This window comes from Vibrio sp. TRT 21S02 (genome assembly GCF_050113675.1).
Taxonomy (GTDB): Bacteria; Pseudomonadota; Gammaproteobacteria; order Enterobacterales; family Vibrionaceae; genus Vibrio.
On sequence record NZ_JBNJOI010000006.1, the window covers coordinates 121,683 to 137,893 of the forward strand.

At 47.4% G+C, this 16,211-nt stretch carries 14 protein-coding genes; 4 read left to right on the forward strand and 10 right to left on the reverse strand.

What is annotated here, in order from left to right:
* Positions 1-8: 8 nt before the first annotated feature.
* Together ctaD and coxB are read right to left on the reverse strand one after the other, a co-directional pair.
* Entirely contained in the window at positions 9-1,658 is a 1,650-nt protein-coding gene (ctaD, locus tag ACQEXU_RS09925; protein ID WP_427010679.1) for a cytochrome c oxidase subunit I, read from the reverse strand.
* A complete protein-coding gene (gene coxB / locus ACQEXU_RS09930) occupies positions 1,655-2,779 on the reverse strand; it encodes a cytochrome c oxidase subunit II (RefSeq protein ID WP_427010864.1) in 1,125 nt (374 codons plus the stop codon). The genes ctaD and coxB overlap by 4 nt, the downstream gene beginning before the upstream one ends.
* A gap of 439 nt (positions 2,780-3,218) precedes the next feature.
* Between coxB and ACQEXU_RS09935 the strand changes: the two genes are divergently transcribed.
* Positions 3,219-4,922: a phospho-sugar mutase gene (locus ACQEXU_RS09935; RefSeq protein ID WP_427010680.1), complete on the forward strand. Its 1,704-nt coding sequence runs from the start codon at positions 3,219-3,221 to the stop codon at positions 4,920-4,922.
* A gap of 57 nt (positions 4,923-4,979) precedes the next feature.
* Here ACQEXU_RS09935 and ACQEXU_RS09940 read toward each other — a convergent pair whose 3' ends face one another.
* Genes ACQEXU_RS09940 through ACQEXU_RS09965 form a run of 6 tightly spaced genes read right to left on the reverse strand, consistent with a single transcriptional unit; the run spans position 4,980 to position 11,372 of the window.
* Positions 4,980-5,609, reverse strand: a complete 630-nt coding sequence (locus ACQEXU_RS09940) for a bifunctional 4-hydroxy-2-oxoglutarate aldolase/2-dehydro-3-deoxy-phosphogluconate aldolase (RefSeq protein ID WP_427010681.1) — start codon at positions 5,607-5,609, stop codon at positions 4,980-4,982.
* 9 nt (positions 5,610-5,618) lie between these two features.
* The gene (locus tag ACQEXU_RS09945; RefSeq protein WP_427010682.1) at positions 5,619-6,596 is read right to left on the reverse strand and encodes a sugar kinase; all 978 of its coding nucleotides are present in this window, start codon (positions 6,594-6,596) and stop codon (positions 5,619-5,621) included.
* Between the two features lie 3 nt (positions 6,597-6,599).
* Positions 6,600-8,012, reverse strand: coding sequence for a glucuronate isomerase (gene uxaC, locus ACQEXU_RS09950; RefSeq protein ID WP_427010683.1), 1,413 nt, complete (start codon positions 8,010-8,012; stop codon positions 6,600-6,602).
* A gap of 12 nt (positions 8,013-8,024) precedes the next feature.
* Positions 8,025-9,488 (reverse strand): mannitol dehydrogenase family protein, encoded by a 1,464-nt coding sequence (locus ACQEXU_RS09955; protein WP_427010684.1) that lies wholly within the window; start codon positions 9,486-9,488, stop codon positions 8,025-8,027.
* Positions 9,489-9,543: 55 nt separating this feature from the next.
* Entirely contained in the window at positions 9,544-10,845 is a 1,302-nt protein-coding gene (locus tag ACQEXU_RS09960; protein WP_427010685.1) for a TRAP transporter large permease, read from the reverse strand.
* Between the two features lie 11 nt (positions 10,846-10,856).
* Positions 10,857-11,372 carry a TRAP transporter small permease gene (locus ACQEXU_RS09965; RefSeq protein WP_427010686.1) on the reverse strand — a complete coding sequence of 172 codons (516 nt, stop codon included), beginning with the start codon at positions 11,370-11,372 and terminating at the stop codon, positions 10,857-10,859.
* A gap of 325 nt (positions 11,373-11,697) precedes the next feature.
* Here ACQEXU_RS09965 and ACQEXU_RS09970 point away from each other — a divergent pair, with 325 nt between their 5' ends.
* From ACQEXU_RS09970 to uxuA, 3 genes are all read left to right on the forward strand, one after another.
* Complete coding sequence (locus ACQEXU_RS09970) at positions 11,698-12,681, forward strand: TRAP transporter substrate-binding protein (RefSeq protein ID WP_427010687.1); 984 nt, start codon at positions 11,698-11,700, stop codon at positions 12,679-12,681.
* A gap of 107 nt (positions 12,682-12,788) precedes the next feature.
* Entirely contained in the window at positions 12,789-13,580 is a 792-nt protein-coding gene (locus tag ACQEXU_RS09975; protein WP_367990231.1) for an FCD domain-containing protein, read from the forward strand.
* A gap of 134 nt (positions 13,581-13,714) precedes the next feature.
* Entirely contained in the window at positions 13,715-14,896 is a 1,182-nt protein-coding gene (uxuA, locus tag ACQEXU_RS09980) for a mannonate dehydratase (protein WP_427010688.1), read from the forward strand.
* A 91-nt stretch (positions 14,897-14,987) separates the two neighbouring features.
* Here uxuA and ACQEXU_RS09985 read toward each other — a convergent pair whose 3' ends face one another.
* Both ACQEXU_RS09985 and ACQEXU_RS09990 read right to left on the reverse strand, forming a co-directional pair.
* Entirely contained in the window at positions 14,988-15,698 is a 711-nt protein-coding gene (locus ACQEXU_RS09985) for a DsbA family protein (protein ID WP_427010689.1), read from the reverse strand.
* A 12-nt stretch (positions 15,699-15,710) separates the two neighbouring features.
* Positions 15,711-16,211 carry a protein disulfide oxidoreductase gene (locus tag ACQEXU_RS09990; protein ID WP_427010690.1) on the reverse strand — a complete coding sequence of 167 codons (501 nt, stop codon included), beginning with the start codon at positions 16,209-16,211 and terminating at the stop codon, positions 15,711-15,713.

Sequence of the window (16,211 nt, forward strand, 5' to 3'; positions counted from 1 at the left end):
ACCCCACCTCACTCATCATGCAATTTAGGTGGCGTGGTGAAGGTATGGTGCGGTGCTGGGCTTGGTACGGTCCATTCCAGTCCCTCAGCTCTCTCCCATGGTTTGGCTTGCGCTTTTTCACCGCCCTTAATGCATTTGATCACCAACCAAAGGAAAATCAGCTGAGACAAACCAAAGGCAAAACCGCCAATAGAAACAATCTGGTTAACATCAGCAAACTGAATCGCGTAATCTGGAATTCGTCGCGGCATACCAGCAAGCCCCAGAAAGTGCATTGGGAAGAACAACACATTAACGGAGATCACAGAGCACCAGAAATGCCACAAGCTCAACCGATGATCGTACATGTGCCCAGTCCACTTCGGTAACCAATAGTAAGCCGCTGCCATAATTGAAAAGACCGCTCCAGATACCAACACATAATGGAAGTGAGCCACCACAAAATAAGTGTCATGGTATTGGAAATCAGCCGGTGCAATCGCCAGCATCAAACCAGAGAAACCACCGATGGTGAAAAGAATAATGAAGGCAATGGCAAACAGCATCGGCGTCTCAAACGTTAATGCCCCGCGCCACATGGTTGCTACCCAGTTAAATACTTTCACCCCTGTTGGCACAGCAATTAGCATGGTGCAATACATAAAAAACAGCTCAGCAAACACAGGCATGCCGGTGGTAAACATATGGTGTGCCCAAACTAAGAATGACAATAGCGCAATACTGCAGGTCGCATACACCATCGAGTGATAACCAAACAATTTCTTACCGCTGAAGGCCGGCACAATCGCAGAGATAATGCCAAAGGAAGGGAGGATCATGATGTACACTTCCGGGTGACCAAAGAACCAGAAAATATGTTGGAACATAACCGGATCACCACCGCCAGCTGCATCAAAAAAGCTGGTTCCAAAATACTTGTCAGTCAAGATCATCGTGACAGCGCCCGCCAACACAGGCATAACTGCGATAAGTAAAAAGGCGGTGATGAGCCAAGTCCAGACAAACAGTGGCATCTTGAACCAAGTCATGCCTGGCGCTCGCATGTTGACGATGGTAACGATCACATTAATCGCCCCCATGATGGAGCTGATCCCCATAATATGCACAGAGAAAACAAACAATGCGGTACTGTCCGGCCCGTAAGTTGTCGAGAGCGGCGCATAAAATGTCCAGCCAAAATCGGGGCCGCCCCCTTCCGTAAACAGAGACGCCAATAAGATTAAAAATGCAAATGGTAAAATCCAGAAGCTGAGATTGTTCATCCTTGGTAACGCCATATCAGGCGCACCGATCATCATCGGTATCATCCAGTTTGCTAGCCCAGTAAAGGCAGGCATTACCGCGCCAAATACCATGATCAAACCGTGTACTGTGGTCATCTGGTTAAAAAGCTGCGGCTCAACCAACTGCAATCCGGGCTGAAAAAGCTCCGCACGGATGATCATCGCCATCGCTCCACCCACTAAAAACATGATGAAGCTAAACCATAGGTAAAGTGTCCCGATGTCTTTGTGGTTGGTGGAATAGAGCCAGCGAAATATCCCACTGGGCGCATCATGATGATCATGCTCTTCAGCCACAGTGGCAGACTGTGCGCTACTCATCTCGGCATCGGTCGCTGGTGAAGATTTCACATGGTGAGGTTTAGACGTTTTCATTCTCCCTCCTTGGACGCTTGCCCTTGCACTTTGAATGCATTGATATCTGAAGCTTGTACTGTGTCACCACTCTCGTTGCCAAACGCATTCCGTTGATAAGTCACCACAGCAGCGATTTCTTGTTCCGTCAGTTGATTAGCAAATGCTTGCATGGCCGTACCTGCTTTGCCGTTTACGACAATATCGATATGTTTTGCCACCTCTCCCGTTGCAATTGGGCTGCCTTTAATAGCAGGAAAAGCTCCGGGAATACCCAAACCACTGACCTGATGACACACCGCACAACGATCGACATAAACTTTCTCGCCTTGCGCCATCAGCTCTTCCATTGACAAGCTTGCCGTGAGTGCAGCTGCCGCTTGTTGTTTCGCTTGCTCAAGCTCAGCTTTTTTGTTTGCTAACCAATCGTCGTACTGCGCTTCTTCCATAGCATGAACCACTATCGGCATAAAACCGTGGGCTCGCCCACATAGCTCGGCACACTGCCCTCGATACACACCGGGTTTATCGATACGGGTCCAAGCTTCATTAATAAAACCGGGGATGGTGTCCTTTTTAACCGCAAAATCCGGTACCCACCAAGAATGGATAACGTCATCAGAGGTAAAAAGAAATCGAACTTTACGATTGATCGGTAACACTAGCGGGTTATCCACTTCGAGTAAGTAATGCGCACCCTTCTCTTCTATGCCATCAATCTGCTTTTGTGAGGTTGCCAATAGGCTAAAAAACTCAACGTCTTCTTCGAAGTAACTGTAATGCCATTTCCATTGTGAACCCGTCACTTTAACCGTGAGGTCAGACTGGGACGCATCTTCCATCGCGACCAATGTTTTAGTTGCCGGAATCGCCATGGCAACCAAAATAATGATGGGAATTACCGTCCAGATGATTTCGACTTTGGTGCTCTCATGAAAATGCGCGGCCACTGCGCCTTTTGATTTCCGGTGACGCCAAATGGAATAAAACATGGCACCAAAAACCACAAACGCAATCGCGCAGCAGATATAGAAAATCAGCATATGCAGGTCATAAACCTCATTACTGATAGCGGTCACACCTCTGGTCATATTCAGAGACTGCTCGGCAGAAATCGCAGGTGCGGAATATCCTACGAACATCAAATCAGTCAACAGCCACAGATTGATCAGTAATCTTTTCAAAAGATTTCTCCTCTGTGCATTGCACTTACTTTGAGTGCTTTACTCATTCAAAGGCTAAAAAAGTCCTACCATGAAAGGTTGAGAAAAAGTCTGTATAAACAGCAAATTCGACACAATTTGTTATATTTATGTTAATAGAAACTAGTTGACGATGATTGAATGTGCAAGAAAGTACAAAGACTAAACCGTGAAGATCCGATCTCAAACAACAGAGAGCGAAGCCGTATTAGTCACCTCTTTCCGGCCATAATTCACAGCGTGCCTGTCCTTAACTGGACTTACAGGCCAATTAGCTGCCAAAATTTAAAGAGTTTGGTGAATTTTAGCGATTGCGCTATCAGCAATGATAATTAATATCATTTAGAATAAACCTATCAAATGAACAAAGGTTATCACTATGATGGAACAAGTAACTCATTGGTTTCAAAGGGACCCTGACCCAAGAACACGCGAAGAACTGCAATACCTTATCGATGAGAAAATGCACGAAGAATTAGACGACCGATTTTCGACTCGACTGGAATTTGGTACAGCAGGCTTGCGCGGTAAAGTTGGTTGCGGCCCTAACCGAATGAACCGCTTGGTGATACAAGAAACCGCAACGGGTCTTGGCCACTACTTGATCGACAATGTCGACAATGCATGCCAACGCGGAGTGGTCATTGGTTACGATGGCCGTCCAGATTCCGAGCAATTCGCTCATGATACTGCGGCGGTGTTAACCGCACTTGGCATCAAAGTTTATCTCACTCATAAAGTCGCCCCGACTCCAGTTGCTGCTTTTGGTGTGAAACATTTCAATGCAGCAGCCGCTGTGGTAGTCACCGCAAGTCACAACCCACCAGAATACAATGGCTTTAAAGTGTACTGGGAAAATGGTGCGCAGATCATTCCGCCACATGATTCCGGTATCGCAGCAGAAATTGACCTCGCTGCAACTAAACCTATCCCATTGATGTCACTGGATGATGCGCAGGCTCATGATCTTCTGGTTTGGCTTAAAGATGACTATTACGAAACGTATCGCCAAACCATTAATGCCAGCCCATTATTAACCAACCATACTGATCCGTTGTCTATCACAATTGCCTATACTGCCATGCACGGTGTGGGAGCTGAGATGGCTGAAACGCTTTTAAAAGATTCTGGATTTAACAACGTCATAAGCGTGGCAGAGCAAAGAGAGCCAGATGGAAGTTTCCCTACGGTTAACTTCCCTAACCCGGAGGAAGCGGGCGCCATGGACATGGTTATCAGCCTCGCAGATTCCGTTGAAGCTCAACTGGCTTGCGCCAATGATCCTGATGCAGACCGGTTCGCGGTTGCCGTTCGTAAACCTGATGGCAAATACCAAATGCTGACAGGTGACCAAGTCGGTTGCTTATTTGGGCATTACTTACTCAATCGCACTCGTCCAAATGAACAGTTGGTTGGTAATACCATTGTCTCTTCGAGCCTACTCAACAAAATTGCTCAGTCTCATGGTGCTCATTACTACCAGACCCTAACGGGATTTAAATGGTTAACCAACATCGCTATGCAGCAGCAAGACGAGTCCAAATCGTTCCTATTTGCCTATGAAGAAGCGTTGGGTTACACCGTAGGCAATGCTGTGTGGGACAAAGATGGCTTGTCTGCAATGGTCGCATTCGCTCAATTAGCGGCAGAGCTCTATAGCCAAGGCAAAACCATTTGGGATCAACTCGAAGCGCTTTACCGTGAGCATGGTATGTATATTAATACCCAACTTAGCATGGCGCTGGATCCATCGGCTCCACCAGTTGGTGACAAACTGCGCGCTTCACCACCACAAGAAATTGCAGGGCGCAAAGTGAAAGTTATTGAAGATCTTAAAACATCTTTGCGTTTTGTCAGTGGTGGCGATACCGAGGCAATCAACCTACCTGCCAGTGATGTACTCATCTACCACCTTGAAGGCGGCGCGCGCGTGATCGTTCGTCCTTCTGGCACTGAGCCAAAACTCAAGTGTTACTACGAAGTCGTAGAAAGCTTTGAAACTCAAGACAGCTTTGAACAAGCACAACAACGAGCTCAAAAGGCGATGGATACGCTCATCGAAGCGCATCAGGCTTCGCTGTAATTCTACAATTAAAAAAGCCCCGCGAATGCGGGGGCTTTTGTGTTTTTATATGGCGCTTTAATCATTGACCAAAGCAACCGCTTCGCGAGTTAGGCGTGCAAGCTCTTCCCAGTTGCCCGCTTCGATCAGTTTCTTGTCTACCATCCACGTACCACCACATGCCAATACGCGTGGGATAGCTAAGTAATCTTTGATGTTCGCAGGGTTAATGCCACCAGTAGGCATCAGTTCGATGTCGGTGTATGGCGCAAGCAGTGATTTCACCATGTTGATGCCGCCAGAGGCTTCCGCAGGGAAGAACTTCAAGGTGGTTAATCCCATTTCCAGTGCGGCTTCAACTGTGCTTGGGTTGTTCACACCCGGTACGATATCAATCCCGATTTCTTGGCACGCTTTAACGGTATTTGGGTTAAAGCCAGGCGATACGATAAAGGTTGCGCCTACTTCTTTTGCAGCAATTGCTTGCTCGCGGTTCAATACCGTACCTGCGCCAATCAGCATGTCTGGCTGGGTTTCACGCAGTAGACGAATCGCTTCTGCAGCCGCTGCTGAGCGGAAGGTGATTTCAGCCGCTGGTAGTCCGTTTTCTGCCAGTACTTTACCCAATGGGATAATGTCTTCTGCTTTATCAATGGCGATAACAGGGATGACTTTCAGAGCTTTCAATTGTTCTTTAATGCTAGACATGAGTGTTCCTTAAACGACGCCAAGCGCCGGTTGTGTGAATGCTTTGGGAATGATGGCACCGCAATGTTGAATCACAGCACCTGCCAGTGCGTTGCCTCTTTGACATGAAGTCGCGAGATCGGCGCCAGCAAGGTAAGCCGATAAAAAGCCACCATTGAATGAGTCGCCCGCCGATGTGGTGTCCACCACTTGAGCGATAGGTTGGGTTGGCACGGCTTGTGGAGCCAGAGCCGCGCTCGAACCCTGATTTGTTGAGTCTTGAACCAAGCAGCCATCTGCGCCGAGCTTGACGATGCATTTGACCACGCCAAGAGAGGTAAGGCGTTCAATGGTTTGCTCTGGTGCTTCGTCACCCCAGATCAATTGTTCATCATCAAAAGTCACTAAGGCAATGTCCGTCAGTTGATACATGGCTTGGTACACGTTTTTGACGGTTTGATTATCGTCTTGAGGCCATAGCGCTGGGCGGAAGTTACTATCAAACGCGATTTCAACGCCTTGGGCTTTAAGTTCGACCAATAAGTTGAGCAGTGAAATTCGATCTTCTTCTGGCAAGATGGCTAAAGAGATACCGCTGAGAAACACTGCATCTACACGAGTTAATGCTTGTTTAACCATTCCAAAGTTTGGATGTTGAAGTAGGTAACGTGCGGCTGATTGATTGCGCCAATATAGGAACGTACGCTCTCCTTGATCATCAAGCTGAATCAGGTACAAACCCGGCGTTCGAGTCTCATCGCGTAGTACTAAGTCTGTTGAGACACCTTCGTCTTCCCAGCGAGTCAGCATACCCGTACTGATTGGGTCATTGCCAAGCGCCGTAACGTAAGAGACTTTAACTTCATCAGGTTTGCTATTGGCTTCGCAGCCGCGGCTCAAATAAACCGCAGCGTTGAGCGTATCCCCACCAAATGTTTGATGCATTGAGCCGAACGGTTTGCCATTCAGCTCAATCATACATTCACCAATAATGGCGATGTGCTTCATTGGTTACGCCCTCTCTTCAAAATAGCGTTTTGCGTTACCAAAACAGATGTCTTCGACCATAGGACCAAGCAACGATAGGTCATTTGGAACTTCGCCGTTCTCTGCCCAACGACCGACCATGTCACACAGGATGCGGCGGAAGTATTCGTGGCGGGTGTAAGACAAGAAGCTGCGCGAGTCCGTTAACATGCCGACGAATTGGCTGAGCAAACCAAGTTGAGAAAGCTGTTCCATTTGGCGTTGCATGCCGTCTTTCTGATCGTTGAACCACCAACCTGAGCCAAACTGTACTTTGCCCGCGATGCCGCCACCTTGGAAGTTACCAATCATGGTCGCCATCATTTCATTATCACGAGGGTTCAAACAGTAAAGAATGGTGCGAGGCAGCTCGTTGGTTTGGTCCATTTCATCCAGTAGATGTGCTAGTTCAAAAGCAAATGGGCGATCGCCAATCGAGTCAAAGCCAGCATCAGCACCTAGTAGTTGGAACATGCGTGTGCTGTTGTTGCGCTGTGCGCCAATATGTAGCTGCATTACCCAACCCAATTGCGCGTAGCGTTTACCGAGCCAAACTTGAACCGCGGTAGAGAACTGCGCACATTCAAGCTCAGACAATACTTCGCCACTCAAACGACGAGCCAGCAACGCATCTAAATCAGCTTCGCTTGGAATTGGCGCGTAACGGACAATCTCAATGCCGTGGTCTGCCGCACGACAGCCATGTGCATCGAAGTGTGCCAAACGTTTATCAAGCGCACTCAATAAATCATCAAAGCGGCGGATCTCAATGTCTGCTACTTCGCCCAGTTTGTGCATGTAATCCGTAAACACGTCCAATTCAATCTTGAACGCTTTATCCGGACGCCAACTCGGCAGCACTTTAACGTTAAAGGTGTCGTCTTCTGCGATCGCTTTATGGTGCTCTAGTGAATCAATAGGGTCATCGGTCGTGCCCGCCATGACGACGTTCATTTGCTGCATGATGCCGCGAGCCGTGAACTCAGGTGTCGCCAGTCGCTCATTGCATTGGTGCCAAATTTGTTCAGCAGTGTCTGGGCTAAACAGCGTATTGGTAATGCCGAATGGGCGACGCAGTTCTAAGTGCGTCCAGTGGTAAAGCGGGTTGCCAAGGGTTTGAGGAACCGTCTTCGCCCACGCCATGTATTTGTCGTAATCGCTCGCATCACCCGTAATCAAACGCTCTTCAATACCTGCCGAGCGCATGCCACGCCATTTGTAGTGATCGCCTTCAAGCCAGATTTGACCTAGGTTATCGAACTGACGATTTTGCGCCACTTCCGCTGGGTTTAGGTGGCAGTGGTAATCATAAATTGGCTGGTGGAACGCATGCTCATGGTACAAGCGACGTGCAGTTTCGTTTGAGAGTAAAAAGTCTTCACACAAGAAATTCTTCATCGTTAGCTCCTATTACAACGCAGCGACAGTGGCACGAGCACCGTTATCGATTAGAGATTGGTAAGCACTGCTCACCGCATCAATCACTTGTGGGTTTTGACCAAGCTCTGCAGGGAAGATGGCTTCAACCGCGAGCAACGCAGGCACAACAGAAACGTTCAAGCCGTGTTGGTCGCAAATCTGACGTAGTGTCTCTGCCATTGGATCGCGGACATCAATGTCGTTGCCTTGCTCGTCCACGCCGGATACGTAGCGCATCCAACCTGCAATCGCTGTTGCCAACCATGAGAAATTAGAACCTTGAGCAAGATGGAATCGTAAGCTGCCACCCATGCGTTGTGGGATCTTCTGGCTGCCATCCATCGCGATTTGCCATGTTTTGTGTTTCAAGCTTGGGTTAGTGAAGCGCTCGATAAGCAGCTTAGCGTAGCCTTCTAAATCAGTGCCTTCTGGCATGGTCAGCGAAGGAGCTTGCGCTTGCATCATCATGTCGAATGCCGCTTTACGGTAGCCTTTATCTGTCATGGTGTCAGAGATGTGCGCGTAACCGCCAAGGTAACCTAGGTAGGCTAGGAACGAATGGCTACCATTTAGCATGCGCAGCTTCATTTCTTCGTAAGGCACAACGTCGGCAACAAATTCTGCGCCAGCCACGTTCCAATCAGGACGACCAGCCACGAAGTTATCCTCGATAACCCATTGGCGGAATGGTTCACAAGCGATGCCACATGGATCTTCACAGCCAAGTAGCTCAGCGATTTCGGTCAGTGTCTCTTCGGTTGCTGCTGGCACAATGCGGTCAACCATGGTGCAAGGGAAGGTAACGTTGGTTTCAATCCAGTCGCGCAATTCTGGGTCGAGCAGTTGAGCGAACTCAAGAACCGCTGCTTTTGCTACGTGACCGTTCTCTTGCACGTTATCGCAAGACATCACGGTAAATGGCGTCAGACCGCGTTCACGACGCATCTTAAGCGCTTGCACGATGTAACCCAGTGCTGATTTTGGCTCCGTTGGGTTGGCAAGGTCAGCAATGACTAGCGGGTTGTTTTTATCAAGCGTGCCCGTTGCAGGGTCAGCGCAGTAGCCTTTCTCGGTAATCGTCATTGAAACGATCGCCACTTGTGGCTCTGCCATTTTTTCTAGCACCGCTTGAATGCTGTCTAGTTTTGGATGCAGTGACTCGGTGACTGAACCAATCACCTTTAGCTCATTCGATTCTGCGCCTTTTTCTGCCACTGTGTAGAGGTGATCTTGCGCACGCAGCGATTGAATTAAGTCTTCACTGCCAAATAGGTTGATTTCGCAAATGCCCCAATCAGAACCCGTTTTGCTCAGCATCTCATTGGTGAATAAGGCTTGGTGCGCGCGGTGGAAAGCACCGAAACCAAGGTGAACAATACGGCTTTTAAGCGTTGAGCGGTCGTAGTCCGGAAGCAGAACGTTGTCATTCAGAGTGGAATTCGAAATAGTCTTCATTGTGGTATTCCTTTTCCCGCAGGCGAACCTGCGGGATGGTTTATCTTACGAATTATTAGTAGCCAAGAACAAGGTTAGGTAGGAACAGACTTAGCTGAGGAATAAAAGTCACCGCCATTAGTGCTGCAATCAGTGCAACGTAGAATGGAAGTAGAGGTTTAATCACTTTGTCGATGGCAACGTTTGCCACAGAACAACCGATGAACAACGCGCTACCTACTGGTGGGGTACAGATACCGATAGCCAAGTTGAAGGTCATCATGATGCCGAAGTGTACAGGATCAATACCCATATCCAGTGCGATTGGCAGGAAGATAGGCGTAAAGATCAGGACCGCTGGTGTCATGTCCATGAAGATACCGACAATCAGCAGAATGACGTTGATGATCAAGAGAATCATCATTGGGTTGTCAGAGATAGCAAGTAGGGCATCTGCAATCATGTAAGGAATATCAGCGTTCGCCATAGCCCAAGACATGCCCATTGATGCGCCAACCAGTAGCAATACGATGGATGTGGTTACCGCAGATTCTAAGATGATCTTCGGCAGATCACGCCACTTCACTTCACGATATATCAATACTGCTAAGGTAAAGGTATACATCACCGCAATGGCGGATGCCTCCGTAGCGGTGAATACGCCACCGATGATGCCACCCATGATGATTACTATCAGCGCTAATGAAGGAGCCGCTTTCAAAAAAGTATCCCAAATCATCGCTAGTGAAGGACGCGCTGCCACCGGATAACCACGGCGTTTGGCGATAATACCCGCTACGATCATGATGCTAAGCCCCATCAAGATGCCAGGAATGTAACCCGCTAGGAACAGCGCCGCGATAGAAGTACCACCAGAGACAAGCGAAAATACAATCAGTGTGTTGCTTGGTGGGATCAACAAACCAGATGGACAAGAAGTAATGTTGACTGCTGCTGAGTAATTCTCGTCATAACCGTCTCTTTTTTGTAGTGGTGACATGGTGCCACCCACGGCAGCCGCTGAGGCTACTGCCGATCCAGAAATAGAACCAAACATCATGTTCGCCATCACGTTTACGTGCGCTAGAGAACCAGGAAGACGACCGCCTAACACTTTTGCAAAGTTAATAAGGCGCAGTGCGATACCACCTTGGTTCATGATGTTGCCCGCCAAGATAAAGAACGGGATTGCCAATAGAGCAAAGTTATCAAGGCCTGCTGCCATACGCTGCGCCACAACGGCGATGGCAGGCTCTAACGGTAAGCTCATCAAAATAGTCGCTAATGACGACAAGCCGATTGCAAAAGAGACCGGCACACCAATCGCAAGTAGAACTGCGAAACTACCGAACAACGTAAGAATTAATTGCCATTCCATTGTGGAACCCTCTATTGGTCAAGTTGGGTGTCGGTGAGTAGGGCTTCACCAGACGTCAGTTGTTTGATGCGGTCGACAGCAAATAGCACCGAGTAGAAGATCATCAATGCACCACTAATAGGTAGGCAGAAATAGATATAGCCCATTTCCAAACCAAGTGCTGGTGTGACTTGGCCTGTCGCCAGCGTTTTCAGAGCCAGTTGCGTACCGCCATGAACCAAAACCACATAAGAGAACAGTGCAATGGCAATTTGGATAACGATTTCATTGATAAGCTTGCGTTTTCCTTGCAGTTTCATCGTCAGCAAATCGATCGCAAGGTGGCGTTTTAGACCAGTGGTATAAGCTGCACCAATAAGCGCTACCCACATAAAAAGATAACGAGCCAACTCATCAGTTACCGTGCTTGGTTTTCCAATCACGTAGCGAGAGAGCACCTGCCAGATCACGCAAAAAACGAGGAAGGTCGATAAGGAGATGGTAAAAGCGGCCAATCCCCTGTTGATGCAGTTGACCAATTTATTCATTTTTATTTCCTTTCAAAGTAAATAAATGCGTATCTCGCAAAATTGGCATGCCAATATTCATAGGTGTTTTTATGCAGAGTCGCAATATACGCTAATCTTTCTGAGTCGATTATAAGTTAGCCGCTTTGGTTGTCACGTGAGCAGGTTCACAAATGAATTGGTTGACCAAATTTGGCTATTTTACTGTGATTTTGGTCAATCAATTTAATTTTTAATTTTGACAATTGGTTTTTTTATCGCCAACAATGGCCTGAAAACAAAATATTTCGAAAGAAAAATAATACTACCCTACATATTGGACAACCAATCCAAGGAGAACAGAAGAATGAAGACGCGTAAGACTCTTTTAAACGCAGCAGTCGTTGTTGCTATGACCGTTGGCGCCACTGCTTCTGCTTATGCTGCGACTACCTTAAAGCTAAGCCATAACCATCCACGCGACCATGCAGTACATAAAGCGATGGACTTTATGGCGAAAGAAGTTCGTGAAATGACTGATGGAGAAGTGCGCATCCGGATTTACCCAGACGCACAATTAGGCACACAGCGCGAGTCAATGGAGCTGATGCAAAATGGCGCATTAGATATGGTGAAGAGCAACGCGGCAGAATTGGAAGCATTCTCTCCGGCATATTCGGCGTTCAACATGCCTTATCTATTCCGTGACAAAGACCACTACTACAAAGTGACAGACGGCGAAGTCGGTCGTGAAATCCTCAACTCTTCTGCAGATAGCGGCTTTATTGGTGTGACTTACTATGACGCTGGTGCACGTAGTTTTTACACCAACAAACCCATCAATACACCAGCAGATCTCAAAGGCTTAAAAGTGCGTGTACAGCCAAGCCCTTCAGCTATTGCGATGGTTAAAGCACTTGGCGGAAACCCAACGCCACTCGCATATGGCGAGCTATACACTGCACTACAACAAGGCGTGGTCGATGCTGCGGAAAACAACATCCCATCATTTAGCTTGAGCCGTCATAGCGAAGTCGCAAAATACTTCAGCTTGGATGAGCACACCATGGTGCCAGACGTATTGGTTATCTCTACTAAGACGTATGACAAGCTAACACCAGAGCAGCAAAAAGCACTGATGAAAGCCGCAGCAGACTCTTCGGAATACATGAAGAAGCTATGGGCTGAATCGGAAGCGAAAGAGCGAGAAAAAGCAGAGAAAATGGGGGTAACGTTTGTTGAACCAAATAAAGCGGCTTTCGTTGAAGCAGTTCAACCAATGTATGCCGATATAGAGAAAACAAAACCTGAATTAAATGAACTCATTAAAGAAATCAAAGCAGTTCAATAATTCATAGGATACATAGTAATAAACCATCGAAAACAAGGTGTTACCACGAAGTGGAACATAGAGGTTGACCAATTTCTATTGGTCGTTATGATGGCGTGAGAAGTTAGATGGAATATAGTGACAATATCAGCATGATGCCTTTTGAACCGAAAAGACCGTATCAAGAGATCGGTTTAGTCCTTAGACAAGAGCTAATCAGCGGCCAATATCAGGTTGGTGACAGACTCCCACCAGAGCGCGATATCTCAGAGCGTCTTGACGTGAGCCGCACAGTGGTGCGTGAGGCAATCATCATGCTGGAGCTGGAAAACCTTGTCGAAGTAAAAAAGGGATCTGGCGTATACGTGATCAATATTCCATCTCAACCGAACTCCCGTGAGAACGTGATCAGTGATGATGCTGGACCGTTCGAAATGCTCCAAGCGCGTCAGCTACTTGAAAGCAACATTGCTGAGTTTGCGGCGATGCAAGTGACTCCAAGCGACATCGTAAAAATGCGAGCAGCCCTTGAGCTAGAACGCGATGAACTGGCTCATGGCACCGCAGATTACAACGGTGATGAGAGGTTTCATCTGTGCATTGCAGAGGCAACCCAAAACTCCGTGTTGGTGGACATGCTGAAGCAATCTTGGGCACGACGCGAGAGCAGCCCGATGTGGAAAAAGCTTCATTCCCACATCTCGGGTCAAGACTACCGTAAAGAGTGGTTAGACGATCACGCCAAAATCCTCGCCGCATTGCAGCGTAAAGATCCAATCGCTGCAAAAAATGCCATGTGGCAACACCTTGAAAACGTCAAACAACGCCTATTGGCATTGTCAGACATCGATGACCCAGATTTTGATGGCTATCTGTTTAGTTCCAACCCCGTGGTACTTCAGGGCGTAGAACACAGCTAGCCTCATAGCCGACTTCGGTCGGTGCTATTTAGTCAGCGCAACTACACTGCAGTAATTGCATATTAAAACAACTGGTGCGTACTTAGCTTGAGAAAGCTGAGCAGGTTGAGTGCGCCTCAATTAAGGTGAGTGTCATGGAACAAACTTGGCGTTGGTACGGCCCAAATGATCCTGTGTCGCTAGACGATATTCGTCAAGCTGGCGCAACTGGTATCGTGAATGCCTTACACCATATTCCTAATGGTGAGGTGTGGTCAAAAGAAGAGATTTTAAAACGAAAAGCGATCATTGAAGAGAAAGGCTTAACGTGGTCAGTGGTTGAAAGTGTCCCCGTTCACGAGGAAATCAAAACTCAGACTGGCCACTTCCAGCAATGGATTGATAACTACAAACAAACACTGCGTAACCTTGCCGAATGCGGCATTGATACGGTCTGCTATAACTTTATGCCAGTTTTAGACTGGACACGTACCGATCTTGAATTTGAACTGCCAGACGGTTCGAAAGCATTGCGATTTGACCAAATTGCCTTCGCTGCCTTTGAGTTACACATCCTTAAGCGCCCGGGCGCAACAGCGGATTACACCGAAGCAGAACAAACACAGGCATTAGCATATTTCAACAACATGACTGCAGCGCAAATTCAGCAACTCACCAGCAATATTATTGCGGGGCTACCGGGCGCAGAAGAAGGTTACACGTTAGCAGAGCTCCAAGCCCAGCTAGACCGTTATGCAGAGATCAGCAAAGACAAGCTACGTGAACATATGGCTTATTTCCTCGCGGAACTGATGCCAGTGTGCGAAGCAAATGGTTTGAAGCTAGCCGTACACCCAGATGATCCTCCTCGCCCCATACTTGGCTTGCCACGCATTGTTTCAACCATCGAAGACATTGATTGGTTGACCGAAAAAGTGCCAAGCAAAATGAACGGTTTAACCATGTGTACTGGCTCTTACGGCGTCCGCGGTGATAATGATCTCGTCAAGATGATCAAAAAGCATGGCGAGCGAATTTATTTCACCCACTTGCGTTCAACCAAACGTGAAGAAAGCAACCCGATGACGTTCCATGAAGCCGCACATCTTGATGGCGATGTGGACATGTACAACGTGGTGATGGCAATTTTGGATGAAGAAAAGCGCCGTGCAGACGCAGGCGATCACCGTTTAATTCCTATGCGTCCTGACCATGGTCACCAAATGCTGGATGATTTGAAGAAGAAGACCAACCCAGGCTATTCAGCCATCGGTCGCTTAAAAGGTTTAGCAGAAGTTCGCGGCCTTGAAATGGCATTGAAACGCGCATTTTACTAAAAAATAAGCTAGGGCATAGCAATGCCCTAGCTTATCAGTAGTCAACACAATTCGTTTCTCTGCTCACTACAAAGTGATTAGAGAAGTATGATTAGCTTTGTTCCAGTTTACTTTTCACCACTTCAACCAGCTGTTCGTAAGGAACATAACCAGGCAGTACTTGATCTCCGATGATCATTGCCGGTGTTCCACGCATGCCAAACGCACTAAAGAGTCCGTAGTTTCGCTTAACCACAGATTCGCTCTCATCTTCAACTTTCAAGTATTGCTCGGTGCCAGTTGCTTTCGCGATTTTCTTCAATGACGCGCTGTTATGCGCACCCGGTTTTTTCAGCAATAACTCAGATACTTTTGCGTAAGCCGCTTTATCATGCTTCCAAACATTAAGTGCATAACTTGCTGAACTGATATCGCTCCCCTGCTCTTTCAGTGGTACCAATAAGTTCACCACTTTCACACCCTTCACGTCTTTTACAATACGTTCTAACACTGGATCGAGTTTTTTACAGTAAGGGCAACTGAAGTCCGTCATATTCACGATAGTGAGTTTTGGATTGGCATCACCCAAGGTTGGATGAGATGCATCGTTGATGTACGACTGGCTGCTTTTAAGCAACATTTCAAATTGTTGAGTCTGTTTGATGTACATCGCCAAGCTTTCATATAACCCATCAATCACGTCTGGGTTTTCTTTTAACATGGTGACGATCTGCTCAATTTTCTGGTCTGTATCATTTTGTGCAAATGCACCTGTACTAAACAACGCCGTCACAGACAGCAATAAGATAAAAATACGTTTCATAATAAGTTCCAATTAACTTAACCAAAGACGAGCCAGCAGTCCGATAGGAGTCGTCACTCCGGTCGTTACTGATTTGATCTCGCCATTTTTGACGATAAAAATGGTTGGAGTAACACCAATCTGCCAATTTCTCGCATGTTCACCATCACGATCATTAATATTGGCAAACTGATACTCTTTCACTGTTAAATACCGATTCACACGCTGGTCTTCGCCCGATGAAAGGGATACACCAATCACCGAATAATGCTGACTTAACCAGTTCACGGTTGGGCTAACGAATCTGCATGCCCCACACCACGTCGCCCAAAAGTACACAATAACCGGACGCTCATGACTCATTGATAATAAGTCTGCTGACAACTCATATTGAGTATGGCCAGCAAGGGGTGGCGCGGTTTGGGAAGGTAAATCTTGTCCTCGATACCAATCCACTGCCACAGAAATCACTAAAGCAAACAGCCCCCACACCGCAATTTCCTTTAGCCAGCGCGTCGCTGTTTTTCGTTTCAT

What these genes read in the sequence shown, in the direction of transcription:
- ACQEXU_RS09990 (WP_427010690.1), bottom strand. Translation starts at nt 16,211, where the DNA reads ATGAAACGAAAAACAGCGACGCGCTGGCTAAAGGAAATTGCGGTGTGG.
- uxuA (WP_427010688.1), top strand. Translation starts at nt 13,715, where the DNA reads ATGGAACAAACTTGGCGTTGGTACGGCCCAAATGATCCTGTGTCGCTA.
- ACQEXU_RS09985 (WP_427010689.1), bottom strand. Translation starts at nt 15,698, where the DNA reads ATGAAACGTATTTTTATCTTATTGCTGTCTGTGACGGCGTTGTTTAGT.
- ACQEXU_RS09975 (WP_367990231.1), top strand. Translation starts at nt 12,789, where the DNA reads ATGGAATATAGTGACAATATCAGCATGATGCCTTTTGAACCGAAAAGA.
- ACQEXU_RS09935 (WP_427010680.1), top strand. Translation starts at nt 3,219, where the DNA reads ATGATGGAACAAGTAACTCATTGGTTTCAAAGGGACCCTGACCCAAGA.
- ACQEXU_RS09970 (WP_427010687.1), top strand. Translation starts at nt 11,698, where the DNA reads ATGAAGACGCGTAAGACTCTTTTAAACGCAGCAGTCGTTGTTGCTATG.
- ctaD (WP_427010679.1), bottom strand. Translation starts at nt 1,658, where the DNA reads ATGAAAACGTCTAAACCTCACCATGTGAAATCTTCACCAGCGACCGAT.
- ACQEXU_RS09940 (WP_427010681.1), bottom strand. Translation starts at nt 5,609, where the DNA reads ATGTCTAGCATTAAAGAACAATTGAAAGCTCTGAAAGTCATCCCTGTT.
- uxaC (WP_427010683.1), bottom strand. Translation starts at nt 8,012, where the DNA reads ATGAAGAATTTCTTGTGTGAAGACTTTTTACTCTCAAACGAAACTGCA.
- ACQEXU_RS09960 (WP_427010685.1), bottom strand. Translation starts at nt 10,845, where the DNA reads ATGGAATGGCAATTAATTCTTACGTTGTTCGGTAGTTTCGCAGTTCTA.
- ACQEXU_RS09945 (WP_427010682.1), bottom strand. Translation starts at nt 6,596, where the DNA reads ATGAAGCACATCGCCATTATTGGTGAATGTATGATTGAGCTGAATGGC.
- ACQEXU_RS09965 (WP_427010686.1), bottom strand. Translation starts at nt 11,372, where the DNA reads ATGAATAAATTGGTCAACTGCATCAACAGGGGATTGGCCGCTTTTACC.
- ACQEXU_RS09955 (WP_427010684.1), bottom strand. Translation starts at nt 9,488, where the DNA reads ATGAAGACTATTTCGAATTCCACTCTGAATGACAACGTTCTGCTTCCG.
- coxB (WP_427010864.1), bottom strand. Translation starts at nt 2,779, where the DNA reads ATGTTCGTAGGATATTCCGCACCTGCGATTTCTGCCGAGCAGTCTCTG.